Genomic DNA, 26,258 nt, shown 5'->3' with positions numbered 1-26,258 from the left:
GTCGCAAGCGTTACAGCTTTGAACAGAACAAGATGTACACAAAAGAAAAAGCAAAAGTAAATAGTTTTACGGTAGATCATACCAAATTAAAACAAGGGATCTACGCTAAAGCTTCTACCACCAATAACAGCAATGTTGAAAGTTATACAACTTACGACATTCGCATGATCAGACCGAATTCTCCTGAGCGTATGCTATCGCCTGAAGTCATGCATACCTTAGAGCATTGTTTTGCAACAGAAATTAGAACCATCTTAGGTGATGAGGTTATTTATGTTGGACCAATGGGCTGTTGCACGGGATTTTATGTTGTATTGGCTGGAACAGCGAAAACTCCTCAGAATGTGGCTGAATTGATGAAAGAAGTATTAGAGACTATTCTTACAGAAGGATACGAAGTACCTTTCCAAAACCCGATTAGCTGCGGAAACTACACATTTATGGATTTTCCCACCTCAAAGCAGGCTTGTGTTAACTTCTTAAATCTGATAACTGCCGGAGAATTGGCTTTTGAGTATCCATATATTGAAGAAAACTAAATGATCCTGAATAAAGATATTGAAACGATTATCTTGGTAGCAAATAAAAATGAGCTATCTTTTAATCCGACCATTGAATCGACTTTTGTCTACGAAATTGGTGTAGGTAAAGTAAATGCTCTCCTAGCCGTTGCTACGCTTTATGAAGACATCAAAGCTTTAGGGATCAATCCTATTCTTCTCAATGTGGGCACTGTGGGCTGTACAAGACATCCGATAGGACATGTTCTTTATCCGGCATACTATGCGCAAGGAGACGCGTATACAGATGGTTTTTTTCTGGAAAACACCTTGTTTTTTAAAGGGCAAGGGATTTTGGAATCCATTTCACGCGATGAATTTCGTTACGAAGATGCACTCTTGACATCGGATCGTTTTATCAATGTAAATACGGCTTTTTATCAGGATATCAAACATTTTAATCCTCTGGCATTTGATATGGAATCTTATGCCCTAGCGAATTTCTGTTTTCAAAAAAATCTCACCTTTCATAGCATTAAAATTGTTTCAGACAATTGTGATGGTACCGTTAAAGATTGGGAAAGCATTTTAGGGGAAATTTCAGGGAGATTAGGAGACATCCTCGATCAATTTATGAAAAAATTGAATCACGAAAAAGCTGCTGCTGTCCCTATATCGTAAGTTAATGAGATAACAAAAAGACCTGTAGAAATAGAGGTCTTTTTTGTTGCTATTTGGGCCGTACCGCTGCCCAAATTCCCCAGCATTATTCCAATAAACTACCTTGTTCTTTCTTCAACAGCTGCCCCTACCGTCCTTCTAATTTGAATTTATCGAAACTATTCTTCGCCGAGGTTGTTCAGATAGTGGATGACAAGCCCATCGTTATAGTCAATATAACTCTTCCACACTGCAAATAAATCGATCTAATATTCTTATGAAGAAAAAGAAGAAAATAATAATTTCAAATAGACTGCCGATACAAATAGAACGAAAAAAAGAAAAATTAATCATCAAGCCGAGTGCGGGTGGACTTGCAACTGGGTTAAACTCCGCTTTTGATAGCGACGAAATACTCTGGGTTGGCTGGCCGGGAATCGTTCCGAAAGATGAAGAGGAAAAAGAAAAGATTGTTGAGCTTCTCAAACCGATGAGCTTACTTCCTGTTTTCTTATCAAAAGATGAAATCCGCAATTTCTACGAAGGTTATTCCAATGAGGTTCTCTGGCCTATCTGTCACTATCAGCCGAGCTACATTCATTTTGATCGCGAATATTGGTCTACGTATGTCACAGTGAATAAAAAATTTTGCGAAGCCGCTCTTTCCATCGATCAACTTTCGGATTTTATCTGGGTGCAGGATTATCAGCTTATGCTGCTCCCGCAACTGCTGCGTTCAGAAAACCAAACACTCAACATCGGTTATTTTCACCATATCCCCTTTCCTTCTGAAGAGCTCTTCATGAACATTCCACAACGTAAAGAATTGGTCGAAGGTTTATTGGGTGCGGATCTCATCGGATTTCATACGTTCGCTGATAGCCAGAACTTTCTAAACGCCTGCAAAAAAATACTGCATGTATCATCTGGTTATAATCAGCTGATATATAAAGATCGCCATATCTTTGTGGAATCCTTTCCGATGGGCATTGATTTTGATAAATTCGTCCAAGTCAGCCATCAACCAAAAATTCAATCCATTGCAAGCCAATTTCGAAGCCACTTTCCCGACCAGAAGATTATTATATCGGTCGACAGGCTCGATTATAGCAAAGGGATATTAGAGCGATTACGTGCTTTTCTCACCTTCCTTGAAAAATACCCCGAATGGCATACAAAAGTTGTCTTATATATGCTTATCGTGCCATCAAGGGATAAAGTGTCGCAATATAAGAAGCTGAAAGACGAGATTAACCGAAAGGTGAGTGAAATCAATTCCATTTATGGAAATTTAAGCTGGACGCCAGTATTATATTTTTACAAATCACTTCCATTCGAGGAACTGGTTGGATTATATGTTGCATCTGATATCTGCATGATTACATCGACGCGCGATGGGATGAATCTTGTCAGTAAAGAATATATCGCCAGTAAAACGTTATCAAAAGGTGTGTTGATTTTAAGTGAGTTTGCGGGCGCTTCCAAAGAACTTGTTGACGCCTTGATTATCAACCCCTATAATCGAACGGAAACTGCTGACAGTATTTACCAAGCGCTTAAAATGCCGCCCGAAGAAGTTCAGGAACGTACCGATGCCAATATTCAGATTATACAGAAGTTTAATGTACAGCATTGGGTGCAACTATTTACCAATCGCCTGGCTGAAACCAAAGCCATCCAGCGTGATGAATGGGCAAGGCGGATTTCAGATAAAGTGTTCAGTAGTATTTCGGAACGATACAGTAAAAGCAGCAATAGGCTCTTTTTCCTGGATTATGACGGCACTTTGGTCAAATTCCAGAACCACGCCCAAAAAGCAACTCCGACGACCTTATTGTACAACCTCTTGGATAATATTATTTCAGACCCACTTAATACCTTGGTCATCATAAGCGGGCGCTCGCAAGAAAGCTTATCGTCTTGGTTTGACGGTCGGTCTTACTATTTGGTTGCCGAACATGGCATTTGGTCAAATTTCCCAAATTTCAACTGGTCATATAAAAAAGGACTGGCACTTCATTGGATGCCCGAAGTAAAAAAATTGATGGAAAAATTGGCCGACCAAACTCCAGGCGCATTTATTGAAGTCAAGCCTTATTCGTTGGCCTGGCATTATAGAAAAGTAGAATTAGGCTTGGGCGAACTTAAAGCCACTGAATTAAAAGAGATTTTAAACCCGATGCTGAATGATTATGGCTTACAGTTACTTGACGGAAATGCGGTCATTGAGGTTAAAAATACGGAAGTTAACAAAGGTAAAGCAGCATTGGAAATTGCAGGTAATATAAAAGCAGATTTTATGTTGGCCATTGGCGACGACATTACCGATGAAGACCTATTCCGTTATCTTCCTCAATCGACGATAAGTATTAAAGTTGGTAGCAATAAGTCTGCGGCAAAATATTATCTGGATGAACAAGAAGATGTTCTTCAATTTTTGAATCAACTTATCATAAAATAATGAACGAAAATACAATGGAAAAAAGACATACCTATCAATCTGGAATCATTGGCAATTGTTCCTATATTGCGCATGTCGGTATGGATACCAATATATCTTGGCTGTGCTGGCCCTCTTTCGAAGATAGCTTTGTATTTGGCAGTATGCTCGACAAACAGCAAGGCGGGCGCTTTGAGATCAGCTCAGAGGAACCTATTGTCGAAACCAAGCAATACTACATCAAAAACTCCAACGTGCTCTGCACGGAAATCCATACAGCGTCCTATGCCTATCGCGTTACGGATTTTGCCCCTCGATTTGAACAATTCGGACGATATTTTAAACCTTTGATGTTGGTCCGGAAGATCGAACCTTTATATGGGGTCCCCAGTGTAAACGTTAGGTGTCATCCTACTGGCGACTATGGCCGATTGGCACTTAAACCAACCCGTGGAAGCAATCATATCCTGTACAGTAACGACCAGATAGGGGAACGAATTCGCCTTACTACGGATCTGCCCATTTCTCATTTCTTTCAAGAGGAGAGCTGGACCATCATCAGTGAGAATAAATACCTTGTATTGACCTATGATGCTGCTTTCGAATCAGCTATCGCAGGTACCTGCGAAGATTTCCTCCATAAGACAATTAGCTATTGGCAGCGATGGATTAAAAGATGTAGTATTCCCAACATCTATCAAACAGAAGTTATTCGATCCGCTTTGGTGCTAAAGCTCCATCAATATGAGGACACAGGAGCAATTATAGCAGCTTCAACAACAAGCTTGCCCGAGTACCCTGGTTCTGGCAGAAACTGGGACTACCGCTATTGCTGGGTACGGGATAGCTACTATGTGCTAACGGCACTGACGCATATCGGTCAATTTGAAGAAATGGAAAGCTTTGCAAACTATATTGCCGGCATCACACATCGTAATCCGGGAAGGCTTCAACCATTGTACGGTATTCTCGGCAATTCCGAGCTTACGGAACATATTTTACCCTATCTAAAAGGATATCAGGAAAGCGGTCCAGTGCGAATCGGGAACCAGGCGTTTGAACATATCCAAAATGACGTCTATGGTCAGGCTATGATTGCATTGTTGCCTCTTTTCACTGATCAGCGTTTTAAAATCCATGAAAACAAAAATGTCTTAGGCTGGGTGAATTTTATTCTGGAAAAAATAGAAGCCACAATCGAGGAAAAAGATGCCGGCATTTGGGAGTTCCGGAACTTTGCCAACCATCACTGCTATTCGAATCTTTTCCAATGGGTTGGATGCAAAGCTGCCCTATTAATTGCACGCCAAAATGGTTATCAGGATATGGAGGATCGCGCGAATGTTCTCCTAAAAAAGGCAGAAGCTTACATTGAAGCTTGTTATGACGAGGAGCGAAAAGTCTATCAAAACGCATTAGACAGCCGAAATTTAGATGCAAGCACCTTACAGCTTATTGTTATGGATTATCTTGACCCAAAATCGGACCGTGCACGTCATCACCTCGAGATGCTGGAAAAAGAATTAAAAGGCGAAAATGGACTTTTTTATCGGTATAAGCATCAAGATGATTTTGGCCGCCCCAAATCCACGTTCTTGGTCTGTGCATTTTGGTATGTAGAAGCCTTGGCCTGCGTAGGGCGTGTGGAAGAAGCGAAAGAGATTCTCGAACGTTTGCTGACCTACAGCAATCACTTAGGTCTGTTCAGCGAAGATGTTACGGAAGATAACGGTAGCCAATGGGGTAATTTCCCTCAAGCCTATAGCCACGTTGGATTGATGAATGCTGTTTACCGCCTAGCGATAAAATTGGATAAACCAATTTTTCACTAACATAAAACAAACATGAAGGTGTTAAAAAGTCAGGTTAACACCTTCGGTTTGAGCATTCGAAAGCGCTATCGGTGCTTATATTTACAGGCGCTTATATTAAGGTCTGTTTGTAGCGATCAAAATGCTCACAGATTTCTTCCACCCCAATTTGTTTACCCATTAAATCTATAAAACGGTTCTTATACAATGAGAAAATATATAATCCTGTTGCCAAGCTTCCCACCACAAAAATACCTTCCTGCTCGTTACTTTTGACCAGTTTATTATTTAGATGACATTCCTTAAGCAATGGTATATCATAAGAAGACCATTTCCCCATTTTATCTTTTAGTACCAACCCAATATTTTTTGTTCCAGTCATCGTAATTTGCTCCTTTCTTAAAAAGGGAACATCAGTAATTGTCTAAATGTTTGCATCATTTGCTGATTCCAGCAAAAATGCGTCTTTTATACACAGTATCAAGTATAAACACGTTATATAAAAAAAGCATGTTTTCACCATTATGGTTTGAAAACATGCTTTTATTAAGTCTGTACGAGATTAATCTATCTTTTGCCAGGCAGATAGATCTGAAAACCCAAACCTACCCCCAATCCACTCGCTCCACTACCCGTATTGATATTGGCTTTACTGTAGTTATAACCGAAGGTGGCTTCCAAAGCCACTGTCCTGGTAATAAAATGTGCATAACCCACATTCGCTCCTACGGCCAGTGCAACATCTTTCCCTTTCGAGCTACCCGAAATCCCGATGTCTCCCTGCCCAAAGAATCTCCCTGTAGTGGAACCTGCATTGGGGAAGTAATAGCGTACAAAAGGTGCAACCCCATATGTCCATTCATTATCAGCATCCTTTACCGTGGCCAAACCTAAGTTGGCTTGCGCTCCGATGGCCAAACCATCCGAAACAAAATAGCCCGCTCTCGGTTGAAGTGCAATGTTAAACGATTTTGCTTCAAAGCTGTAGCCTAGATTACCGATCGATCCACCGACCATCCAGTTTCCTTGCTTTATAGGTTCGATGCCTACCTCCGATGACATCTGTGGCGTGGTCTCAATTTTCTGCGCATAGGCCTGATACCCAATACCTGCAGTTATTAATAAAAGAAGTGTCGATTTTTTCATATATATGTATGTTCTAAATTACTTTAATTTAATAACAAGGTCAATAAATGAAAAGTTTTAAATTTATCATTAAAATATGGATACCACTTTTTAATAAAAAAAACAACCATTCAGTTTTAATTGCTGTTCTTTATTAAAAAGATGATGAATACAGCAATTCAATTTGGTGATTCTATTTCACAATCATATTGGAGAAACTCCATGTACATGAACGAAATAGACCCTCTAGACAACGATCCAAGTACCGACGATGGTACTTCTGTACGGAAGCAGCCTCAAGTCCCTTCCCAAGAAGACGTAACTCCTGACCTATACTATCCTGAAAATGCAGAGGGGCCTGATCCAAGCGAAGAAGAACAACGCGATCGTAGTAATAAAGAAAAAATTAATACAGAAGAGGATCAAAAGAAAGAGCAACCGGACCATTCAGAAGAAGATATTTATGGTGCTGATCCGGATCAAAAGAAAGAGCAAAAAAACTCCCTTAATTAAGGGAGTTTTTTTATCAGATATATTGATAGGTCGACGAGATGGTTACGGTTTTGATTTACTATTATTGATACTGTCTTTCCTAAGTGTGTCTGCTAAACTCGTATCTTTCTGCATGGTCATTTTTTGCTGTTCGCTTAAATTATACCGGGTTTCGTCGGCATCAGTAGGTGCAATGTTGTCTGACTGACCGCTTCCTTCAGTTTGATTTTTGGTCGAGTTTTGGCACGAAAAGAATAGTGTAGCGCATAATATCGCTCCTAAAGTTAATGTGAATCTTTTGCTCTTTTTCATAGTCTATTTTATTTTGCGTTAATCTTTTTCGATAAGAACCACATTCAAAGCTTATTAGTTCAATAAAAGCTGATAAAAACAAAAAATTCAAAAACTTGCTTAAAAAAATGGACACTAGTATATGGCATTAAAACAGGTAATACCCGTAATAAAGACATTTTTTTTAGGAACAAATACCCAATTAAAAAAAGCTATTCATGGCAGTAAATTTTATTGCGACACGTTTAATCCCGCTTTTTTGTAGTGTTTCTACTACAAAATCAAGGATACGCAGCGTTACGTATTTTTCCCATATACCTGTTTAAACAAGGTTTGGATGACCTCTAAATCGCAAAACTAGCACTTTAATTGTACCTCTGTTTATCGAATACACATCAGTCAATTTAACAAAAGGTACTATGAACAATTCCAATTTAAATTTGTTAGTCGAAGAAAAAAGAAGTCTTTTGAAACATTTCGCGGGAAAATTCACCAATGATCCTGATGAAAAAGAGGATTTGATTCAAGAAACACTTATCCGCGCATTAAAATCGATCGATGATTTTATCCGTCACCCCAAGTTAATGTCTTGGCTTTACGTTATTATGAAAAATGTATACATCAATCAATACCGCAAAGCGAAGCGTACGAATGATATCCACGAAACCTACATCGGTCTCGAAAGTACCAACACAATAGAAACAAATAAAAGTGACAATAAATTCATCGCGGATGATATTGAAAAAGCGATGTGCAGTTTATCGGAAGAAAATTATCAAGTGTTTCAATTATTTCTCGAAGGATACAAGTATCATGAGATAGCCTCTTATTTTGACATGCCCGAAGGCACTATAAAAACCAGGATCCACATGACAAGAAAGAAACTTCAAAAGCAACTTAAAATTTACAGGCTCAAATAAAAAACAAAAAGGTGGTTCTAGGGTTATCTATCTAGAAGCAGCTAACCGACATCACAACAATTCGTTAAATGGTAAACATATGAAATCAAGAGTTAAAATAAATAATCAGCAAGCAATGGTCATTGCGCTAATTATCTGCGGCGGTCCGATAGGAAAAGGAAATAGCAAAACCATTGTTCAACCAGAAGTTTCGGAATCAGTAGACAAGAAACAGATTAAGGTCGATACGGAAAAAGGTAAAAAAACTTCTTTTAATAAAAAATAAAGATAGCAATTACCGTCCAACGGCTGCTTTAGCAATTTAAAGCAGCCGTTTTTTTTTTGCGTTTCGCTCCAGCTATCGTGCAACAATCTACTGATGGTACGCAGTATAAAATCGCCTTCATGGATGAAATTATACCTATCCTGTTCTTTCACAAAACTGCAGGGCTACTTGAGGCGTTCTTAAGTGAAAAATAGAAATTCACAAAGCCGACATTAAATGGAAAACAATACGATAAATGATCGTACATTAATCAGCGACCTTATACAGATCAACAACGATCGGATTGCAGGCTATCAGAAAGCTGTAGAAATAGCCACACGCCTCCATCTTGAACATTTAAATAACACCTTTATTGAGTTTATGAACCAATCCGAGGTATTTATTGAAGAATTAAAACCCTACCTAGCTCCGCGGGAAGACGACTCAATCGGAGGAACGATGATCAGTGGCAAGCTATTCAGAATTTGGATGGAGATAAAATCCGCCATTTCAGGAAATGATGAAAGGAGTTTACTATGCAGCTGTGAGCAAGGTGAAGATGCCTTTACACATACCTATAAGGATGTTGTTGACCATGAAGACTGGGAAATCAGCCATGATCTGCTCCTGCTCATCGAAAAACAACTTGGTATACAGCTCGAAGCTCACGAATATATTAAAACGTTACGAGACAAGGCCACTACGTCTTAACCTATTATCAACATATTTTACAAGGGTAAATGCACTATGAAAGCAAGAACGGGGTATACAAGAAGAAAAGTAGGTAAGTCTTTTAAATATTTCGACGCTTCGGAAAAGGAAGTGTCCGATAAAAAGATTTTAGAGCGGATCGCAAAACTCGTTATTCCACCAAATTGGACAGATGTTTGGATCGCTAAAAGCTCAAAAAGCGATTTACAGGCTTTTGGCTTCGACCAAAAAGGACGCAAACAATATATCTATCATTCCAAATTTGTCGGCCAACGGCAAGCTGCAAAGTTTAGCAATATCCTCTATATGGGTAAATACTTACAAGAGTTGAGAAACATCAGTTCCAAACACCTCAAACACGAATTTTGGGACATGGATAAACTTTGTGCAGTTGCTTTTAAAATAATGGACAGTACATTGATTCGTATTGGCAATAAGCGTTATACACTGACAAATAAATCGTATGGGCTGAGTACTTTGGAAAAAAGACACGTCAGCATTGAAGGCAATCAGATATCGCTAGCCTATAAAGGTAAAAAGGGGGTTTTCCAGCAGAAATCCTGGACCAACAAACAACAAGCTAAACTTTTGGAAGAATTACTAAAAATGAAAGGCAAAAGGATATTCCAAATGGATAGTGCAAGTTGCGAAAGCACTTTCTGTGGCTCCGCTTTTAATCAGTATCTGCGGAAGAATTGTACAGGTGAGATCAGTTGCAAGAGTATTCGCATTTGGGGCGCCAGTCGTGAAGCCTTTTATCAGCTTGCGCAAATAAAACAGGCGGAATCACTCAGTGCACGGAAAAGACAATTAAATAGCGTCATCAAGAAGGTTGCAGAGCAACTTGGTAATACGAAGTCTGTTTCGCAGACTTATTATATCCATCCGGCCATACAACAGGTATTTATGGAAGCAAAGTTCCCCTTTATAAAAGATAAATTACCACTAGCGAAGCTTGAAGAGAGAGTATTCCGATTTTTACGTAAGCATGGCTAAGCAGGAAATTACCGGCCAAATCTAAACCATTCTTCCAATGGATGGTTTAGCTTATGAAGCCAACTCGCAACCATCTCCATTGCTGCAACAGAAAAGGTTATACCATTTCCGCCGAAGCCACATACAAAATATGAATTTTTGAACTTTCTATGTTCTCCGATATAAGGTAATCCATCTTTGGTCGTCCCAAATGTACCTGCCCAAGTAAAATCAGTGCGGAAGGTTTTATCGACAAAAATTTTATTAAATGACTGCGCTAACTTATGAGACTTCTTTGCAATGAGCTCATCTCGCTTGATGGGATCTCTAAAGGTCTCATCTTCTCCTCCAATCAGAAACCTATCGTCGTCTGTTGTTCGCATATACAAATAGGGCGTGGCCGTATTCCAGATGAGAAGGTCGCGATATAGCTGATTATGTTCTTTATCAGCTTCCGATACAATAGCAAATGTGCTTAGCAGGTCAACAAATTTTTCGGAAATGAGATTTGTTGTTTCGTATCCTGTACAATAGATAATCTTTTCCGCTTTGATTTTAGCCCCTGTTGAAGTAATCGCTGAATTATAACCAGACTTATAAAACACTTTTTCCAACGCTGTTTTGTCAAAAATAGATAACCCTCGGTTAACATTATATGCCAATAGTTCGTGTGTGAAACAAAAGGCGTCAATGCTTGCCCCTAGATCCGAAAGTATACCCCCATAAGCACCGCACATTGCATAACGTTCCCTGATATCCCGCTCCGTCAGCCACTTGACGTCGAAGCCAGCTTCTTGCCTTGCTTCGAACTCCACCTTTAGCCAAGCTATATCCTTTTTCTTTGCCGCATAGTAGAGTGACTGTTTGCTTCTAAAACCAGCTTTCGATCGGATTTTCTTGGCAAGTCTACCTAATTTATCAATCGCTTCTCCACAGGCTCGGTAGCTCGCAATTGCCCCCTGAATGCCGATTAATTCCTTTAATCTATATAAGGGAATATCAATCTCATATTGTAACATGGAAGTTGTTGCCGCCGAACTCCCATTCACAATTTCCCGCTTATCTATAAGAACACATTTCTTTCCATCGGCCATACATTGATGCGCAATCAAGGCTCCGGTGATCCCCCCTCCTACAATAAGTACATCACAGCTTATATCTTTTTGTAAGGAAGGATAGGTATTTAAGAGACCATTCTTCACCAACCAAAATGGCTCATTTGACTTTAAATCCATGATAATAATAGCAGCTTTACAGTATATAACCGATTCCTTTAGGAATAGTTTGCCAGCTATTTTATTAAATTTCAAACCATTCCTCCATAGCGAAGGTTATCGTATTAGCAATAAATGGACAACATATGCGTGCAATTTGGACAGGGGCTATTGGTTTTGGCTTAGTTAATATTCCCATAAAATTATATAGTGCAACTGAAAATGCAAGTCTCGATTTGGACATGCTTGATCGTAAAGATTTATCCAATATTAAATTCAAACGGGTAAATGAACAGACTGGTAAAGAAGTAAAGTGGGACAATATTGTTAAAGGATACTTTATGAAAGACCACTATGTAGTTTTGGAAGACGCCGATTTTGAAGATGCAAGTCCGGAGAAATCAAAACTTATCAATCTGCATGCATTTGTAAAACTGATGGATGTTGACAGTATTTATTTTGAAACACCTTATTACCTCGAACCACAGAAGGGCGGTGAGAAAGCTTATCAGCTGCTTGTCAAAGCTTTAGAAAAAACAAAAATGGCGGGTTTAGGAGCATTTGTGATGCGAAATGTCGAACATCTAGCCCTTATAAAACCCTATCGTAATGCATTGGTATTGAATAAAATTCGCTATCAGCAGGAGATTAGGGGCTTGGACGACCTTAAATTGCCCACTACAATAAAAATTCAAAAGGTGGAAATGGACATGGCGACACAACTGATTGAGCAGCACAGTAAGTCCTTTGATATTAGTAAATATAAAAATGAATACATGGACGAGCTCCTAAAAATTATCAAGCAAAAAGACAAGGGAAAACGCCCAACCATCCGAAAAATGAAAGTTGAGCATACAAAAGCAGACGATCTCCTTGCCAAACTAAAAGCGAGCTTGGGTTAAGACGCACCGACATAAAAACCTAGGTGGCTTAGCTACCTTCAAGGAAGCTAAAAGCAGGAATAAGAAATCCAGTATTTTAAACATAAATGGAAAAACGATGAAAAATATCATACCGGAACAAAAAGAAGGGAAAAGACTTGATTGTTTTGAATCACTTGAATTTGCAAGTGAAGATATCGCTAACTTAGCATTTGAATTGGGCGTAGAGAACCTGAGAAAGGTCAACCATTGGTACACGTTAGCCCAATTACCCGCTACCACATTTCAATTGACAGGCGGTTATGGTACACCGATAGATCGCTTACTCGAATTACATGATTATATCAGACTGGATATCCCCGGACCGGGACTTCCAAGTAGCGGTGGTTATGACTGGGTGCATGTCGTTAACCTCACGCTAGACAAAACCGATGATTATAAAGTTTTTGCCCTAACCTTAAAGCCTTGTCCCGATCCAAGCCATCCCGGCGATAAAAATACAGCTCATTTTTTCGAAGGAATTTCATCGTCAACTTTCCTGATCGAACAGCGTAGAAACAGTATATTGTTTCAATATGCTGGCAGAAACGAGATCATAAACGTTGACAATGAAAATTTTAGCGATAATGTTCGGAACTATCTCGTCGGTTTGGCGGCGAAAATAGGAGCCTCCTATCCGCAGTGGAAATCATTAATTAAAGGAATGGCGAATGCTGTTGCCAAAGAATTTAATGCCCATTTATAGTATGTTACATGTGAGAAAATGGTACCATTTTTAATTCCAAAGTAAAAAGAAGCCAATAAAGCAATTTTATCTACTTTCCAACGTTCTAATATTAAAGATTCGATCTATGTTGTCGTAATTTTTTTTCGTACATTTATGTATACATTAGGAGTTTTGGGGTACTATGAATCATACAATCCAATCGAGCAATCAAACCGCTATTAAGCTTCAATCTTTTGGCAAACTGGTCATTTTAGATCGGCACTTTACGATCGTCGGAGTAACGGAGTCTGTCGTAAAAGAACATTATACCAGTGAAGCTCTATTAGGAACTCATTTTTTTCATAGCTTTGGCCATATCTTCAGCGAAGCTTTGTTAAAAGTGAGGAATGCTGTGATGGAACTTCTTGAAAACGGACAGTCGCGCCACATTTTACCCATTAAAATTAAAAACGACCGGGTTTATGTAAAATTACGTAGACATGATGAATATCTTTACATTGAATGGGAACAACAGCATAAAAAATATATTCCCGCTAAAAAAATTAACGAACTCAATTTTTTGTTGGATACCATTCAGCCAAATAATTGGAATCGCGTTTGTTCGGCCATCAACAAGATATTGAATTATGATCTTGTTTTCGTTTTGCAAATTCAAGAAACAGGGTATAGTTCGGTGATTGCTGAGCATACGGCAAATGGACGGTCTTCTTTCAAAGGCAAGGAATTCTCCAAAGATTTTATGCCCGAGGAAGTCTTGTCTTATTATCGCGGTTATTCGTATCGATACGCTCCCAACATGGACGATCAGGGACAAGAATTCTATTATAAAGATGAGTCCATCGATCCCCTTTCGAGCCTATTATCTCCTCTGCCTGAACTCCATCAACTTTTTTTGAAAGAAATAAATGTTCAAAGTGCCCTTTTTTTTCGAATCTGTATTGATGATGATTTTTGGGGACTTGTGGTTGCGCAGCATAACGAAAAGCGTGTGGTCGACCTACAACAACGAAAACTATGCACGTTTGCCATCCAGGCGGCAACCAGCAAATATGAAAGTCATGTCAAACAGAATCTCTTGGAAAGAACAGAGCTTCTAAAGCTCGCAGAAGAAGAATTAAAGAAAAGTCTCTCTGAAAATAAGATGGTAAATTGTGCCTTGATACAACATATGGACATCCTAACTCAGCTTGTGGATGCAGACGGTTTGGCGATTTTCAATCAGGGCGACGTTTTTAGCTATGGGCAGTCTCCTCCTAAAGCACAGTTTTATGAACTCATTCAATTCCTGCAGAAACATACCGACAAAGCCCTCTTTAAAGACTACAACTTTCGTCTAAATCATCAAGAAAACTTTAAAGAAAAGCTTGGTTTTGCCGGTCTAATGTATTTAAAGGTAGGCTTGGAGAACGATTATTACATCGTTTGGTTTAGAAGAGAAAATAGCAGTCAGGTCATGCAAATGGAGTTAAAAGAAGAACAGGATGGTAAAAAGCAGCTCAAAATCTGGGAAGATACGCGTTATGATGTTGCCAAGCCATGGAATGATGCTGAAATTAACTTTGTGCTTCGCTTAAATCAAATCATCAAAGAATCCATCTTTGCGAAATTGAAAGAACGCCAGCTCCTCAATGACGAACTTCTCAGCTTGAACAATGAATTGGAAATGTTTACCCATACGCTTTCCCACGATTTGAAAAACCCGCTGTCCATCTTAAAAATGGGCATACAATTTCTTCAGCAACACCCCGACAATATCGATTTTAAAAAAATCAATAAATGGTATCAGAATTTCAGCCGAAGTGTCACCAACATTGAGGATATTATCAACAATATGGTACAATTAAGTCAACACCGATCCAGCATTTTAGACAAAGAGCCACTTCCAATGGCCTACACCATTCAGCGTATATTCCAAGAAAACAGTATTCTATATAACGTCAATAATTGTCGGCCCACTTTTGGTACATTATTGCCTATTTGGGGCGAGAAAAGTGCCGCTTATCAAATTTTTTCCAATTTAATTATCAACGCTATAAAATATTCAGCCCAGTCGGACAGCCCTGTGGTATCCATAGATAGTTCGCATGAAGATGATTATACCCATTATCAAATCAAGGATAATGGAATTGGCATACCCAGTGAACACCTACCGCACATATACGAAATGTTTACAAGGGCGGATAACGTGGGCTCCATACCCGGTACGGGCATTGGTCTTTCACTCGTAAAGCGCATTATGGAGCGGTTGGGAGGAAATATAAAAATTGAATCGGAAGTCGGTTTGGGTACAACAGTTCATCTTTACTTTCCAATTGTTAAGCCATTTCCCGAACAAATGTTGCTCAATTAACCTGATGCAGCATCCTGAAATCTCGCAAACTATTTCCTTGCTGATATTGTTCATTATTCGAGAGAATACAACGCGAATAAAGAGGGTTGTACCACTTAAACGAAATCGAAAACATGGAAGAGATATTGCAACATGCAGTAGTAAAACGAGGTTTGATTATTGCCTATTACTTTAGTAACATATGGTATCGTAAAGGATTATTCGGGCAACATACTATTCCGGATCCCAATGATACTGATCCAATTGAGCGTCCTGAACCGGACGTGGATGAAACCGATCCTGAAGAAGAAGAAAATGTCAATTATGCCCATAAAAAGACACAAACAAGCGACGGAACAAGTGCTAGAGCGGCCTCGTCCGCTGCTTGGCATGAAAATGTCGAAAATCCGGCAATACCCAAAAAGACAGATTGACCCGTGGGTCAATCTGTAACGATATGCAATTGGCCATTTTCATTAAAGAAAACGTCGCTGATAAACACCATGCGTTTATCACCCGTTTTTATAGTACGTCCGTGATACACACAGCGGAGCTTTCCTTCTCTATCGCTAAATAGGCTATTGTGTCCGGTACCCGAAATTACTCCCCCGCTATGGATATTTTTTTCAATGATTGGGTTAGCAGGTGACTTTTCATAGCTTCCCAATGGGGCAGTTGCCGTTCCATAGCCTACCGCATAATTGGCTCCAGCAAAATAGTTGGCGGAATACATCATATAATATTGTCCGTTTTTTTTCATTAGAAAAGAACCTTCTGTCCATCGTCTATTTATCTCACCCGAAGTGACTGACCTACTCTCCCATTCAGCCTGTGCGTCATTCATCGAAACTGGAGGTCGCATTAAAAGGACTGGGTCCCCGATCGTTTTAGTCATACTGCTGTCCAATTCAACACCATACACCCAGCTCTCTTCGATCCTGCTATAGCCATACTTCTGCTTCGCCCAATCCGCAACCTCCGACTCCACCGGATGCTCATAGCAACAACGCGAATAAAACAGATAATTCCTATTGTCGGTATCTCTAAAAACGTTCGCATCAATAATTGGATATCCCGGATCAAAAATAGGTTTTCCAGTAAGGTCTTTGAATGGCCCTAAGGGACTATCCGCCACAGCTACCCCGATGCGATAGTTTTCAATATGTTGTTTTGGATTATCTTTCCAATGGGCGCTATAATACATATAGTATTTGTTATTGACCCGGTAAACTTCAGGCGCCCAAAAATCTTTTTCTCCCCAGCCATTAGGCTGGTTGGCATCATATACTTTCCTTTCCTTCGTCCATGTTTTCAGATCTTTGGAACTATAAGCAATAAAGCCGTTTTCAGTTCCACCTGTGCCATATAAATAATATCGATCGGTAGGGGGATCAAATACAATAAAGGGATCGCCAAAGGCTACATCCGTTTGATAGGATTTTCCATTACGGGTCAATCCCTGATCTGTGGCCAGGAAGCGAAACTTTGCGGTATCAAACCGAGGAACCGGAATACCATCACCAGTTGATGCAAAATTAAACGGTATGATAGCGGTTCTCCGAGGTGCCACTTTTTCATCTGAAAAGTGTGTGTGACAGACATAATACCATTGCTTTCCTTTTTTGAAAACGTCGCCATGTCCAGTTCCGGCAAAACCGCTATTTTTTCGGCTTAATGCCGGCTGACCTTCCAGTTTTTTCCAAGGCCCATAGACATTATCCGCGATTGCCACGCCGACAGCATAGTCTTTATTTCGAAAATCATTTGCCGAATAAAACATATAATAATACTGGCCTTGCTGGATAACAGTAGGACCTTCGGTAACCGTCCACTCTGCATTTGCTGTATTTTCCCAGGGTAATTCCGCATGGACACATTCTTTTAGCGTCTCTCCTTTTATTCCCGAATAATCGGACTTTAATTCGGCGACAAAAATTCTATTTCCTTGCGTTAATCTGACATGAAACAGGTATTTCCTCCCATTGCGATCGCTGAATACAAATGGATCTATCTGCTTTTGCCCGACTTCAAGTGGTGCTTTGGAAGTTTGCTTAAAAGGACCTACAGGGCTATCACTAACTGCAATTGCTATATGCTCATCTGCTGTATAAGCCATATAAAATTTACCCTTTTCAAACCATACCTGTGGCGCCCAAAATCCCGTCGATCCAAAAGCATCTCCTTTTAAAAGGGCAAAACCTGAAGTTGTGCCTGCCGGGACCTTCCAATGTTTCAAATCTGTAGATTGATACACTTTAAACCCCTGCTGTTCTTCAGAATCTCCATTCGTACCATACAGATAATAATATCCCCCGTAAAAGAATACGGTTGGATCAGCCTGAAAAATTCCGTCTATTGGAATATTCGCCTTTCCTATCGATACTGCTGTGGTATGCTGTGCGATTGTCGTCTGTACAAAAGACAGAAAAAGGGCACTAATTAAAAGGTATATTTTGTTCATTGAATTGAATAGCTATTTGGTATACAGATATCTAAAATTCAATAATTAATCGCTCAATTGCCGGTAATATTGTATCAATTGAACATCATTTTGTATCATAAAACCATTTCTCTAACCAAGTTTAGTTAAATGCAACTGTTTCATTTAATTGACAAACCATTTACTTCTGAGACCCGTTCTATTTAAAATAATCAAATACTTAATTAAGAGCGTAGGTCATGATATGTAATAACATCTTTTTCTTTTCCTTAATAACCAGTCTGCTGTTGATATCGTGTAATCATCAAACTCCTCAGGAAAAAGCTTCCCGTCATATGGAGGAGGCCGAAAATAAAGCAGCGGCAGCCAGTGAACAAGCTATAGCGAGAGCTGAAGCTGCGGCAGCAAAGAATACCGAAGCAGTCATTTATGCAAATATAGCTGCTGCTAACGAGGCTGTTGCTGGGATTCCAGCTCCAGCGTTGTCCAATAAGGAAGCTGAAAGGATATACAACAAACTCGGCAAAATCATTGTCGATCGAATCAATGCAAAGACAGCAGTAGAAGCGATGGAAAAAGAACAAGCCATCGCTCGAATTAAAAAAGATGTTTTGGAAAATTTAAGGAATGGCAAAATTACCCAAGCTGATCATGACGGTATAATGGGCTATTTAGAAGATAGCATCAAAGCTGCCAAGTCAGTTATGTAAGGCGCAATCAGCGAGACAAAACGACAAACTTATGATAAATTCAATCGAACAATCGTGTATAGAAGCCTGTTGGCAATGTGTTACTGCTTGCCATACCTGTGCGAATGCTTGCACAAAAGAAAGTGACCTTCAAGCCATGGCAAAATGTATTGCATTGGATATGGAATGCGCAGTCGTTTGTAAAGCAGTGGCCGAACTTCTTGCTATGGAAAGTTACTATAGCCGACGACTTATCAAGACTTGCGCTGAATTATGTACACTCTGTGCAGAGGAGTGCTTTATGCATCCACATGATCATTGCCAGCACTGTGCTAAATTATGTGAACTTTGCGCAATTGCGTGTAACAAACTAACTGCATAAAATATAGTGGTGTAGATTTCAAATTTCCTGATGGGGCTATCAGGAAATTTTTAATTCAAAATGCCTCTTTCAAATGCAAATTTGACCAAATGAGCTGTATTTTTTACGCCCGCTTTATCGATTAAGTTTTGACGGTGTCCTTCAACTGTACGCTTGCTTAAAAATATCTTATCGGCAATTTCAATATTTGTGTATCCTTCTGCAATTAATTTGAGTACTTCAAGCTCTCTATCGGAGATATCAAAATCTGTCTGTAGCTCGCCTGATACCTGTGCATAGCTTTGTCCAGAGCGAACTTGGTCCAATAGTATCATTGCGATTTCCTCGCTCATGTATCGTCCCCCATTTGCGATATGATTTAATCCAAAAAGCAATTCGTTATAGCCAACGTTTTTAACCAAATATCCGGCAAGACCAGATTCAAATGCTTCAACAACGTAGTTGATCTGATTCAACATGGACAGTATTACTACTTTAATGGACGGATACTGTTTTTTTAATTCATGTAATAGTTCAATACCATCCATTTCCTCCATGCTGATGTCTGTTAAGACAATATCAGGAACAGGATTAGAATTTAAGAACTGAAGAGCCTCCTTTCCATTCGACGCCTCTCCAACAACTTCAAATCCATCTTGCGATTCTAATAGTAATTTTATTCCGTTACGTACAACCATGTGGTCTTCAACCAATAGGATTTTTATCATTATTCTTTTTTTAAATAGTTAATTTAAGTAAAATACCTGTCTCCGGCGTATGATTCATAATCCGTGCATTATAGAGTTCAGCAATCTTCATCAAACGCATTGGACTATGTTCATGTTTTATTGTTGACAGCGATCTCCCCTGGCTAAAAAAAGGTGACACTTTAACTAAAATCTCAAATTCAATCACCTGTACCGAAACTGAAATAGCCTGTGAAGGAATCTCATCATTTAAATACTGGAATATAGCAGTAAGTAACTTAAACAGCTGAACTTGTGCCTCATGATGCAATTCTCTTAAATGCGGATCTAGCAAGGTGTCAATTGTAAAACCCGATCGTTTTCTATAACTCGCCACAGCCTCATCAACTGCATGAAAAATGCCAAGATCATTCAGTATCGGATTGTAGAGCAATACAGCTTTATTACGAATCTCCATAACCAACGTGCTTAATGAATCACGTAAGCAACGTAATTCTTCAAAATCACCATAGCGATTTGTAAAATTCTGAAGAGATATACGCATTCCGTAAAGTTCCTGAGCCAATTCATCGCGGAAATACCGTCCTATTTTTCCAATATCATCTTGTTGATTCCTAATAATCGATTTATAAAAATCTTCTTGACTACCATCCCATACCTGCTTTAGTTCCGAAGGCTCTTTGAGGTTCTCCAACCGTCCCACAGGCTCTTCTGATAGATCAAAATATAGTTTTTTGTTTTCGTCCCCCATATTGTTTTTCATTACATGTCATAACTAATAACCATTTAAAGGTATCAACAGTTTTAAATATTCACATCTATTTAGCCATTAAAAATGTACCAATTAAAACACTACGTATAAATACGTGCGACAAAAAGAAAAAAGGGGGAAATGAAACAGGAAAACACTTGTTATTAATGCAGAATAACGCTTAGCATCAGCCTGATAGCTGAATAGTTATTCTACATAAAACATTGACTAACTGATTGTTAAAATAAAACAAGTAATAAAACAGCTTGATCCATTCAGCGTCAACGCATTTCCTCTTAATTATTTTCTAGCACCTTAATTGTAGTGATATAGGCAAGATAGACACTTAAAACTTGATAATATGGAAAATTTAACAATCGATCAACTGTTTAAGGAAAAAAGACCTACATTAAAATATTTGGCAGCGCAATTTACAAACGATCCGGATGAACGAGAAGATCTGGTTCAGGAGACCATGGTAAGGTCATTGGGATCTATTGAAAAATTCCTGAAACATCCAAAGTTGATGTCCTGGCTCTATATAATCATGAAAAATACATATATTAACCAATATACTCGAAATAAAAGATTGGAGAATTACCGCAATGAATATGTAAGTATAGGTTATCATAATGAAATAACAACCAATCGCGGTGAAAATAATTTTATAGCCTCTGATATACAACACGCACTCAATAGTTTATCAAAAGATTACTATAACGCCTTTGCAATGTTTTTGGAAGGATTTAAATATTATGAAATTGCAGAGCATCTGCAAATCCCGGAGGGTACGGTCAAAACACGTATACATATGGCCAGGAAAGCACTGCAAAAACACCTAAAGATTTATTCAAAAAGTATCGATTAAAAAATGGTCGCTTTTCAAGATAAAAAAAGCAGGTATTTAGCCTGCTTTTTTATCTTATTTCCCATTACTTAGACCTTCCTATTCTTCAACTGCATTTTACCCTAGCGGATATCCTAGTTATTCATTATATTTAGATATTTAGGGAACAACTTATTGATTTAATAGATTGAACATCAAAAAGTATGAAAAAACAGTTAATCACTTTATTTTTTATATGCTTGAGTGGCATTATGGTAGTATTGTCCTGTGATGTGGCAGCAAAAGAAGGTGAAAATAGAATTCGTGTCAGTGGTGAAGGAAAGATTAGGATAATGCCCGATTAAGTCACGTTGACAATCAATACGGCATTCACAAAACCGAGGATGGTAGACGCGGTTAGAGAGACTCAAGCAACTGTCGATACGGTCATTGCATTGCTCCAAAAATACGGCAATAAAAAGGAAGACATTAAAACAAGCAGCGTATCAGCAAATAAGGATTATCAATACATCGGAAATACCAATAAATTTATTGGTTATCAAGCACAACAAACAATCGATTTTGTTTTACATGATTTATCGAAATTTACAGAATTAACAGGCAAGTTGTTAGAGACCAAAATAAGCGGAATAGGCTCCATCTCATTCGATCATTCCAAAGCAGACAGTATTTTAAGAGAAGCGGATCTTATTGCTTATGATGATGCATTAAAATCTGCAAAAAAACTTGCATCTCGGGCAGATGTCGAAATTGGCAAACTGCTGTTTTTGTCGAACGACGGAAGCGCATCCAACCAATCGACGCAGTTTAGAACAGGGATGGCGTTAGAAACATTCAACAAGGGTTACGGCGGCGAAGGATTTAAAGTAGCCCCCGAAGTTTTAGAATTTAAAAGGACAATATATACGGAATTTGAAATTAGATAGCTCAAAAATTGGGATTAAGAATCTACGCCAATTAGACATTCTGGTAAGATCGTACTTACGAATAAAACTTGCTTAGAATTAGCATACGGCTAAGTTAAATACCATGATTCATCGCGGTGTTTTTTTCGTATATTTAACACATAGTTTATATACAGTTCATTTTCGTTTCGTTACTTTATCATACAATAGTTCAATGTAATCAACGGAGTAATGTATCTATTATGAAAACGATAAACTATTTTTTCCAGCGAATTATATTTAGGATCTTTCTAGGTCGATTCAGTTCATTCTATTCCCCCTTGAGATTCCACAAGACCTAATTGTTTTTAAACGGCATTGAGGTCCGATAATTTTATTTTATAAATGCTTTTAACCAAAGATGCTTTTGGCAAAGATTTTATTTGGGGAGTGTCTACAGCTGCCTATCAGATCGAGGGTGCGCATGATTTACATGGCAAAGGTCCTTCTATTTGGGATATCTTTGTACAAAAAAGGAACCGTATATTTCAAAATCAACATGGTAATCAGGCTTGCGATTTTTATAATCGCTACGTCCAGGATCTCCATCTAATGAAAGGAATGCATATTCCTAATTATAGATTCTCCTTATCATGGAGCCGTATTTTCCCGGGTGGAATCGGTGAAGTAAATCAATCAGGTTTGGATTTTTATGATCAATTGATCGACCTATCGCTCGAACTAGGGATCACCCCTTGGGTTACCTTATACCATTGGGATCTTCCCCATGCATTAGAAAAAAAAGGTGGCTGGGTGAACCGTGATGTAAAAGATTGGTTTGGCGAATTTGTTTCCAAATGTGTGCATACCTACGGTGATCGTGTTAAAAACTGGATGGTTCTCAATGAGCCTACCGTATTCACTGCCGCAGGTTATTTCTTTGGCGTGCATGCACCGGAACGAAAAGGTCTGGGTAATTTTTTGGCCGCCGCGCATCATGCGGCATTGGCACAAGCACAGGGAGGTCGAATCATCAAATCGATCCAGCCCGACAGTCAGGTTGGAACTACATTTTCATGTTCTCATGTCGAACCATTCACATCGAGAGACAAGGACATTAAAGCAGCAAAAAAAGCAGACGTATTACTCAATCGTCTGTTTATAGAACCTCTCTTAGGAATGGGCTATCCTACTCAGGAGATTAAAATACTGAATAGAATTGAGAAGTATATTAAATTTAATGATGAAAGAGACCTGAAATTTGATATGGATTTCATTGGGATACAGAATTATACGCGGGAGGTTATACGATACGCCATGTTCGTTCCTTATCTCCAAGCAAAAATAGTATCCGCAAAAGAGCGTAAAGTTGATTTAACTGAAATGAACTGGGAGGTTTACCCAGCGTCCATCTATCATATGCTCAAAAAATTCAGTACCTACCAAAACATGCCGCCTTTAATTGTTACCGAAAACGGCGCCGCGTTTCCGGATAAAGCCGAGAATGGTATAGTACATGATCCTAAAAGAGTTTCCTATTTACAGGAAGCATTGCAACAAGTTTATCGTGCGAAACAGGAAGGTATAAATGTCAAGGGCTATTTTGTATGGACTTTTCTTGACAACTTCGAATGGGCTGAAGGATATCGGCCAAGATTTGGACTGGTGTATGTTGATTTCAAAAATCAACAACGTATCATCAAATCCTCTGGGCATTGGTATGCGGACTTCTTAAAATAAAAAAATTACTTTTTCTCACCATGATGATAAATCAAATTCGTGATTTTTAATAAAATTACCGCTACAAGTATTGCCCCAATAATGATACATACGCTGATTAATGAATTTCGCCCGTTATCAGCAAAAATATAGATTGCGCATACCGCCAACAGACAGGGCAAAGCAAAAACAATCAGCTTGATCCAATAGACACGATCCTCTTCCTGGAGGATCCTTTCGGTGGTTACCGCATGAATAAGAGCGGCCTTATTTTTTCTAAAATACGTAAGAATGAGCTCTATCTCTTCCTGTCTAAGTTCGCGGGGGCGGACGAGCTGTTCTTTTAATACGATAAGTAGATTTTTGCGATCGCGTTGTACAGAGCGAATATCTGCCATTTGAAATCGCTTTTTATAGCCCATGGGATTTATTGCATAGCCCTTATAATCGCTGTTTTCGGGACATAGACAAGAGAACTCAATGGCATTTAAAGAGAAGATAATATCAGTGTGATCTTGACCAATCTCTCTAAATTTTGATATGGCAAGTTTAACGGTTGCAAATAATGCACACTGAAGCACAAACAGACCAAAAGACAGATGAAAAATCCAGGACAAAAGCAATGCAACAGCAATAAATCCAAAAATAAACCAGCTCATATTAGACAAAATGTCAACCTTACGTCGTATTATTAACACAAAAATTGTACACATTACAGCTGGGATACTTGCTTTCCAATCCCAAAATATACTGACAACACCCAGCACTGAGCATAGCATATACATCAGCAGTTGAAAATAATCTGATTTCCGTTGGAAGTTGGTTCTCTTAATTTCAATGCTGTTTTCCACTACCTGCTCGAACAAAATGAAAAAATGTTTAACATAATATCTCTCTGATTGCATAAATATAAATATCTTTAATTAATATATTTGTAAAAAATCAAAGCGTATCGTATGAAGACTTTTCAGTTTAAATCACATCAGGTTAAAAAGGGCTTAATCTTTGGATTAATTTATTTAGTTGTTGTATTTATACTATGTTATATGATCTTCGGTGGTATAAATGGGATGGCCGATGCGGCAAATAACTTTGGTTCGGCGAAGGGCTTAGGGATATTGGTTGCGGTTGTTATCATTGGTCCACTCGTCGTCATCTTGCAATTGATCAATCCCAAGATTGAAGTACAAGTTGACAGTGCGAACTTATCTATCAGGCAGCCGAAAAAAGAGGATAGCATTATTCCACTGAAAGAGATCTACATCATGGAAATAAACCATGCTTTGGTTAACCAGCTTCAGCTGTTCGATCAAAATAGACAGCTACTCGCTACAATACACCCCCAAAACGACACAAATGTCATTTTCTCCATCGCTAGTGCAATAGCACAACAGGGTAGATTTGTGAAGACAAAGGGGAACAAAAAGATCTTTGGAAATCCTGTTGAAACAATTTCCTATTCCAGGCAATAAATTTGGCATCGATATACGAAATGAAAAGCGCGGCAAAAATTCAGTATTTGGTCCTAATGGTGACAACTCTACTCTTGGGTTTAATCTCACGTAAAATATCTGTCATATCGCCTATATGTGGCGATGTGCTTTATGCCATGATGGTGTATTGGTTATCACGCTTAATATTTATTAAAAAATCACTGTTCTCCTACTGTATCATTACCATTCTATTCTGTTTTACCATTGAATTTTTACAACTTGTCCAATTGCCCCTATTTTTATGGATAAGGAGCAATTCACTTTTGCGCCTCGTATTTGGACAAGGATTTCTCTGGTCAGATTTAGGGGCTTATTGCTTGGGAGCGCTTGGAGCTGCATTTCTTGATTATCTTAAAGATCATTTGCTAAAAACAGACCCTGCATTGTGAACTGAATAGACCTACTTTGTCGTTTTGGCCCCCATATCGATGCCCATCTTTTCATAAGCAAGATCATTCGGCTGCCAAAGCTCTATTTTATTTCCTTCAATATCCATGATATGAACAAATTTGCCATAGTCAAAGGACTCGATCTTATCAAGTACCGTAACTCCCTCCTTCTTCAATTGATCGGTTAGAAGTTCAATATCGGCAACCCGATAATTGATCATAAAGTCTTTTTCCGAGGGGCCAAAATAGCTTGTACTCTCTTTAAAAGGGCTCCATTGCGTAAATCCTTTTTTCGTACTATCAGCACCCTGATACCACTCAAATACAGCGCCGTAAGAATTTGTTGCCAGTCCCAGATGATCGGCATACCAGGCTCTTAATTTTTTAGGATCTTTGCACTTGAAGAAAATTCCGCCTATACCAGTTACTCTTTTTAACTCGACAGGTCGGTTCAAATTGCTCATGGTATTAAAGGCGTACCCCATTCCAAACGCCAGCGAAATACTCGCAACAAATACGACTCTTTTCATAATTTGATAAGGATAAATATTTATTTCTACCTCCTCTCCCAAATTTAATCATAAGTTTTGAAAAAACATTTACAGTGCAAAACAACATATTCTTTTCTTATACGCTCAGAATGTTATATTCATAGCTT

29 protein-coding genes are annotated in these 26,258 nt (G+C 38.8%); 20 read left to right on the top strand and 9 right to left on the bottom strand.

The genetic code is table 11. The annotated features are described in order from the left end of the window. Positions 1–32: 32 nt before the first annotated feature. The 4 genes from B3H30_RS10965 (at position 33) to B3H30_RS10950 (ending at position 5,432) form a co-directional block, all read left to right on the top strand. Positions 33–539, top strand: coding sequence for an S-ribosylhomocysteine lyase (locus B3H30_RS10965; RefSeq protein WP_046673492.1), 507 nt, complete (start codon positions 33–35; stop codon positions 537–539). After that, positions 540–1,181 carry a hypothetical protein gene (locus B3H30_RS10960; RefSeq protein ID WP_070563951.1) on the top strand — a complete coding sequence of 214 codons (642 nt, stop codon included), beginning with the start codon at positions 540–542 and terminating at the stop codon, positions 1,179–1,181. Between the two features lie 256 nt (positions 1,182–1,437). Then, positions 1,438–3,621: a bifunctional alpha,alpha-trehalose-phosphate synthase (UDP-forming)/trehalose-phosphatase gene (locus B3H30_RS10955; protein WP_070563948.1), complete on the top strand. Its 2,184-nt coding sequence runs from the start codon at positions 1,438–1,440 to the stop codon at positions 3,619–3,621. Further along, positions 3,621–5,432: a glycoside hydrolase family 15 protein gene (locus B3H30_RS10950; RefSeq protein ID WP_070563945.1), complete on the top strand. Its 1,812-nt coding sequence runs from the start codon at positions 3,621–3,623 to the stop codon at positions 5,430–5,432. The genes B3H30_RS10955 and B3H30_RS10950 overlap by 1 nt, the downstream gene beginning before the upstream one ends. Before the next feature lie 91 nt (positions 5,433–5,523). Here B3H30_RS10950 and B3H30_RS10945 read toward each other — a convergent pair whose 3' ends face one another. Beyond that, on the bottom strand, positions 5,524–5,793 hold the full coding sequence (locus B3H30_RS10945; RefSeq protein WP_046673496.1) for a hypothetical protein: 270 nt from the start codon (positions 5,791–5,793) through the stop codon (positions 5,524–5,526). A 185-nt stretch (positions 5,794–5,978) separates the two neighbouring features. Then, positions 5,979–6,557 carry a hypothetical protein gene (locus B3H30_RS10940; protein WP_070563942.1) on the bottom strand — a complete coding sequence of 193 codons (579 nt, stop codon included), beginning with the start codon at positions 6,555–6,557 and terminating at the stop codon, positions 5,979–5,981. A gap of 141 nt (positions 6,558–6,698) precedes the next feature. Here B3H30_RS10940 and B3H30_RS10935 point away from each other — a divergent pair, with 141 nt between their 5' ends. Then, positions 6,699–7,049, top strand: coding sequence for a hypothetical protein (locus tag B3H30_RS10935; RefSeq protein WP_147282038.1), 351 nt, complete (start codon positions 6,699–6,701; stop codon positions 7,047–7,049). Between the two features lie 42 nt (positions 7,050–7,091). Here B3H30_RS10935 and B3H30_RS10930 read toward each other — a convergent pair whose 3' ends face one another. After that, a complete protein-coding gene (locus tag B3H30_RS10930) occupies positions 7,092–7,340 on the bottom strand; it encodes a hypothetical protein (protein ID WP_070563936.1) in 249 nt (82 codons plus the stop codon). Positions 7,341–7,738: 398 nt separating this feature from the next. Here B3H30_RS10930 and B3H30_RS10925 point away from each other — a divergent pair, with 398 nt between their 5' ends. From B3H30_RS10925 to B3H30_RS10910, 4 genes are all read left to right on the top strand, one after another. After that, the gene (locus tag B3H30_RS10925) at positions 7,739–8,239 is read left to right on the top strand and encodes an RNA polymerase sigma factor (protein WP_070563934.1); all 501 of its coding nucleotides are present in this window, start codon (positions 7,739–7,741) and stop codon (positions 8,237–8,239) included. Between the two features lie 79 nt (positions 8,240–8,318). Next, positions 8,319–8,504 carry a hypothetical protein gene (locus B3H30_RS10920; protein WP_070563932.1) on the top strand — a complete coding sequence of 62 codons (186 nt, stop codon included), beginning with the start codon at positions 8,319–8,321 and terminating at the stop codon, positions 8,502–8,504. A 216-nt stretch (positions 8,505–8,720) separates the two neighbouring features. Further along, entirely contained in the window at positions 8,721–9,194 is a 474-nt protein-coding gene (locus B3H30_RS10915) for a PA2169 family four-helix-bundle protein (protein WP_070563930.1), read from the top strand. A 36-nt stretch (positions 9,195–9,230) separates the two neighbouring features. After that, the gene (locus B3H30_RS10910) at positions 9,231–10,190 is read left to right on the top strand and encodes a DNA topoisomerase IB (protein ID WP_070563928.1); all 960 of its coding nucleotides are present in this window, start codon (positions 9,231–9,233) and stop codon (positions 10,188–10,190) included. Between the two features lie 8 nt (positions 10,191–10,198). On the opposite strand, the gene B3H30_RS10905 is transcribed toward B3H30_RS10910, so the two are convergent. Further along, positions 10,199–11,404, bottom strand: a complete 1,206-nt coding sequence (locus B3H30_RS10905; protein WP_070564496.1) for an NAD(P)/FAD-dependent oxidoreductase — start codon at positions 11,402–11,404, stop codon at positions 10,199–10,201. A gap of 125 nt (positions 11,405–11,529) precedes the next feature. Here B3H30_RS10905 and B3H30_RS10900 point away from each other — a divergent pair, with 125 nt between their 5' ends. From B3H30_RS10900 to B3H30_RS10885, 4 genes are all read left to right on the top strand, one after another. Continuing rightward, positions 11,530–12,285 carry a Ku protein gene (locus tag B3H30_RS10900; protein ID WP_070563924.1) on the top strand — a complete coding sequence of 252 codons (756 nt, stop codon included), beginning with the start codon at positions 11,530–11,532 and terminating at the stop codon, positions 12,283–12,285. Positions 12,286–12,382: 97 nt separating this feature from the next. After that, positions 12,383–13,009 (top strand): hypothetical protein, encoded by a 627-nt coding sequence (locus B3H30_RS10895; RefSeq protein WP_070563921.1) that lies wholly within the window; start codon positions 12,383–12,385, stop codon positions 13,007–13,009. Positions 13,010–13,172: 163 nt separating this feature from the next. Beyond that, positions 13,173–15,341, top strand: coding sequence for an ATP-binding protein (locus tag B3H30_RS10890; protein ID WP_070563918.1), 2,169 nt, complete (start codon positions 13,173–13,175; stop codon positions 15,339–15,341). A 113-nt stretch (positions 15,342–15,454) separates the two neighbouring features. After that, positions 15,455–15,754, top strand: coding sequence for a hypothetical protein (locus B3H30_RS10885; RefSeq protein ID WP_070563916.1), 300 nt, complete (start codon positions 15,455–15,457; stop codon positions 15,752–15,754). Between the two features lie 8 nt (positions 15,755–15,762). Here B3H30_RS10885 and B3H30_RS10880 read toward each other — a convergent pair whose 3' ends face one another. Further along, positions 15,763–17,781, bottom strand: coding sequence for a glycoside hydrolase family 43 protein (locus B3H30_RS10880; RefSeq protein WP_070563913.1), 2,019 nt, complete (start codon positions 17,779–17,781; stop codon positions 15,763–15,765). Between the two features lie 314 nt (positions 17,782–18,095). Here B3H30_RS10880 and B3H30_RS10875 point away from each other — a divergent pair, with 314 nt between their 5' ends. Together B3H30_RS10875 and B3H30_RS10870 are read left to right on the top strand one after the other, a co-directional pair. Next, positions 18,096–18,470: a hypothetical protein gene (locus tag B3H30_RS10875; RefSeq protein WP_139144937.1), complete on the top strand. Its 375-nt coding sequence runs from the start codon at positions 18,096–18,098 to the stop codon at positions 18,468–18,470. Between the two features lie 104 nt (positions 18,471–18,574). After that, a complete protein-coding gene (locus tag B3H30_RS10870) occupies positions 18,575–18,823 on the top strand; it encodes a hypothetical protein (RefSeq protein ID WP_070563910.1) in 249 nt (82 codons plus the stop codon). 58 nt (positions 18,824–18,881) lie between these two features. On the opposite strand, the gene B3H30_RS10865 is transcribed toward B3H30_RS10870, so the two are convergent. Continuing rightward, on the bottom strand, positions 18,882–19,538 hold the full coding sequence (locus B3H30_RS10865; RefSeq protein ID WP_046673510.1) for a response regulator transcription factor: 657 nt from the start codon (positions 19,536–19,538) through the stop codon (positions 18,882–18,884). A gap of 10 nt (positions 19,539–19,548) precedes the next feature. Next, a complete protein-coding gene (locus B3H30_RS10860) occupies positions 19,549–20,280 on the bottom strand; it encodes a hypothetical protein (protein ID WP_070563908.1) in 732 nt (243 codons plus the stop codon). Between the two features lie 349 nt (positions 20,281–20,629). On the opposite strand from B3H30_RS10860, the gene B3H30_RS10855 reads away from it, so the two are divergent. From B3H30_RS10855 to B3H30_RS10845, 3 genes are all read left to right on the top strand, one after another. Then, entirely contained in the window at positions 20,630–21,136 is a 507-nt protein-coding gene (locus B3H30_RS10855; RefSeq protein WP_070563905.1) for an RNA polymerase sigma factor, read from the top strand. Positions 21,137–21,465: 329 nt separating this feature from the next. Further along, entirely contained in the window at positions 21,466–22,041 is a 576-nt protein-coding gene (locus tag B3H30_RS10850) for an SIMPL domain-containing protein (protein ID WP_286710436.1), read from the top strand. Between the two features lie 363 nt (positions 22,042–22,404). Then, complete coding sequence (locus tag B3H30_RS10845) at positions 22,405–23,739, top strand: GH1 family beta-glucosidase (protein ID WP_070563902.1); 1,335 nt, start codon at positions 22,405–22,407, stop codon at positions 23,737–23,739. A gap of 5 nt (positions 23,740–23,744) precedes the next feature. Here the strand turns inward: B3H30_RS10845 and B3H30_RS10840 are convergent, their stop codons facing one another. Beyond that, entirely contained in the window at positions 23,745–24,377 is a 633-nt protein-coding gene (locus tag B3H30_RS10840; RefSeq protein WP_139144936.1) for a hypothetical protein, read from the bottom strand. A 297-nt stretch (positions 24,378–24,674) separates the two neighbouring features. Here B3H30_RS10840 and B3H30_RS10835 point away from each other — a divergent pair, with 297 nt between their 5' ends. Then, on the top strand, positions 24,675–25,190 hold the full coding sequence (locus B3H30_RS10835; RefSeq protein WP_070563896.1) for a hypothetical protein: 516 nt from the start codon (positions 24,675–24,677) through the stop codon (positions 25,188–25,190). A gap of 20 nt (positions 25,191–25,210) precedes the next feature. Then, positions 25,211–25,600, top strand: a complete 390-nt coding sequence (locus B3H30_RS10830) for a DUF2809 domain-containing protein (protein WP_070563893.1) — start codon at positions 25,211–25,213, stop codon at positions 25,598–25,600. Positions 25,601–25,611: 11 nt separating this feature from the next. On the opposite strand, the gene B3H30_RS10825 is transcribed toward B3H30_RS10830, so the two are convergent. Next, entirely contained in the window at positions 25,612–26,130 is a 519-nt protein-coding gene (locus B3H30_RS10825) for a VOC family protein (RefSeq protein ID WP_217493517.1), read from the bottom strand. Positions 26,131–26,258 lie beyond the last annotated feature (128 nt).

The sequence above is a fragment of the Sphingobacterium sp. UBA7038 genome (assembly GCF_002494055.1).
Lineage (GTDB): Bacteria > Bacteroidota > Bacteroidia > Sphingobacteriales > Sphingobacteriaceae > Sphingobacterium > Sphingobacterium multivorum.
The sequence above is the reverse complement of the archived record's forward strand: the minus strand, read 5'-3'. Positions and strand labels throughout refer to the sequence as shown.

What these genes read in the sequence shown, in the direction of transcription:
- B3H30_RS10965 (WP_046673492.1), top strand. Translation starts at nt 33, where the DNA reads ATGTACACAAAAGAAAAAGCAAAAGTAAATAGTTTTACGGTAGATCAT.
- B3H30_RS10960 (WP_070563951.1), top strand. Translation starts at nt 540, where the DNA reads ATGATCCTGAATAAAGATATTGAAACGATTATCTTGGTAGCAAATAAA.
- B3H30_RS10955 (WP_070563948.1), top strand. Translation starts at nt 1,438, where the DNA reads ATGAAGAAAAAGAAGAAAATAATAATTTCAAATAGACTGCCGATACAA.
- B3H30_RS10950 (WP_070563945.1), top strand. Translation starts at nt 3,621, where the DNA reads ATGAACGAAAATACAATGGAAAAAAGACATACCTATCAATCTGGAATC.
- B3H30_RS10945 (WP_046673496.1), bottom strand. Translation starts at nt 5,793, where the DNA reads ATGACTGGAACAAAAAATATTGGGTTGGTACTAAAAGATAAAATGGGG.
- B3H30_RS10940 (WP_070563942.1), bottom strand. Translation starts at nt 6,557, where the DNA reads ATGAAAAAATCGACACTTCTTTTATTAATAACTGCAGGTATTGGGTAT.
- B3H30_RS10935 (WP_147282038.1), top strand. Translation starts at nt 6,699, where the DNA reads ATGATGAATACAGCAATTCAATTTGGTGATTCTATTTCACAATCATAT.
- B3H30_RS10930 (WP_070563936.1), bottom strand. Translation starts at nt 7,340, where the DNA reads ATGAAAAAGAGCAAAAGATTCACATTAACTTTAGGAGCGATATTATGC.
- B3H30_RS10925 (WP_070563934.1), top strand. Translation starts at nt 7,739, where the DNA reads ATGAACAATTCCAATTTAAATTTGTTAGTCGAAGAAAAAAGAAGTCTT.
- B3H30_RS10920 (WP_070563932.1), top strand. Translation starts at nt 8,319, where the DNA reads ATGAAATCAAGAGTTAAAATAAATAATCAGCAAGCAATGGTCATTGCG.
- B3H30_RS10915 (WP_070563930.1), top strand. Translation starts at nt 8,721, where the DNA reads ATGGAAAACAATACGATAAATGATCGTACATTAATCAGCGACCTTATA.
- B3H30_RS10910 (WP_070563928.1), top strand. Translation starts at nt 9,231, where the DNA reads ATGAAAGCAAGAACGGGGTATACAAGAAGAAAAGTAGGTAAGTCTTTT.
- B3H30_RS10905 (WP_070564496.1), bottom strand. Translation starts at nt 11,404, where the DNA reads ATGGATTTAAAGTCAAATGAGCCATTTTGGTTGGTGAAGAATGGTCTC.
- B3H30_RS10900 (WP_070563924.1), top strand. Translation starts at nt 11,530, where the DNA reads ATGCGTGCAATTTGGACAGGGGCTATTGGTTTTGGCTTAGTTAATATT.
- B3H30_RS10895 (WP_070563921.1), top strand. Translation starts at nt 12,383, where the DNA reads ATGAAAAATATCATACCGGAACAAAAAGAAGGGAAAAGACTTGATTGT.
- B3H30_RS10890 (WP_070563918.1), top strand. Translation starts at nt 13,173, where the DNA reads ATGAATCATACAATCCAATCGAGCAATCAAACCGCTATTAAGCTTCAA.
- B3H30_RS10885 (WP_070563916.1), top strand. Translation starts at nt 15,455, where the DNA reads ATGGAAGAGATATTGCAACATGCAGTAGTAAAACGAGGTTTGATTATT.
- B3H30_RS10880 (WP_070563913.1), bottom strand. Translation starts at nt 17,781, where the DNA reads ATGAACAAAATATACCTTTTAATTAGTGCCCTTTTTCTGTCTTTTGTA.
- B3H30_RS10875 (WP_139144937.1), top strand. Translation starts at nt 18,096, where the DNA reads ATGGAGGAGGCCGAAAATAAAGCAGCGGCAGCCAGTGAACAAGCTATA.
- B3H30_RS10870 (WP_070563910.1), top strand. Translation starts at nt 18,575, where the DNA reads ATGCTTGCACAAAAGAAAGTGACCTTCAAGCCATGGCAAAATGTATTG.
- B3H30_RS10865 (WP_046673510.1), bottom strand. Translation starts at nt 19,538, where the DNA reads ATGATAAAAATCCTATTGGTTGAAGACCACATGGTTGTACGTAACGGA.
- B3H30_RS10860 (WP_070563908.1), bottom strand. Translation starts at nt 20,280, where the DNA reads ATGAAAAACAATATGGGGGACGAAAACAAAAAACTATATTTTGATCTA.
- B3H30_RS10855 (WP_070563905.1), top strand. Translation starts at nt 20,630, where the DNA reads ATGGAAAATTTAACAATCGATCAACTGTTTAAGGAAAAAAGACCTACA.
- B3H30_RS10845 (WP_070563902.1), top strand. Translation starts at nt 22,405, where the DNA reads ATGCTTTTAACCAAAGATGCTTTTGGCAAAGATTTTATTTGGGGAGTG.
- B3H30_RS10840 (WP_139144936.1), bottom strand. Translation starts at nt 24,377, where the DNA reads ATGAGCTGGTTTATTTTTGGATTTATTGCTGTTGCATTGCTTTTGTCC.
- B3H30_RS10835 (WP_070563896.1), top strand. Translation starts at nt 24,675, where the DNA reads ATGAAGACTTTTCAGTTTAAATCACATCAGGTTAAAAAGGGCTTAATC.
- B3H30_RS10830 (WP_070563893.1), top strand. Translation starts at nt 25,211, where the DNA reads ATGAAAAGCGCGGCAAAAATTCAGTATTTGGTCCTAATGGTGACAACT.
- B3H30_RS10825 (WP_217493517.1), bottom strand. Translation starts at nt 26,130, where the DNA reads ATGAAAAGAGTCGTATTTGTTGCGAGTATTTCGCTGGCGTTTGGAATG.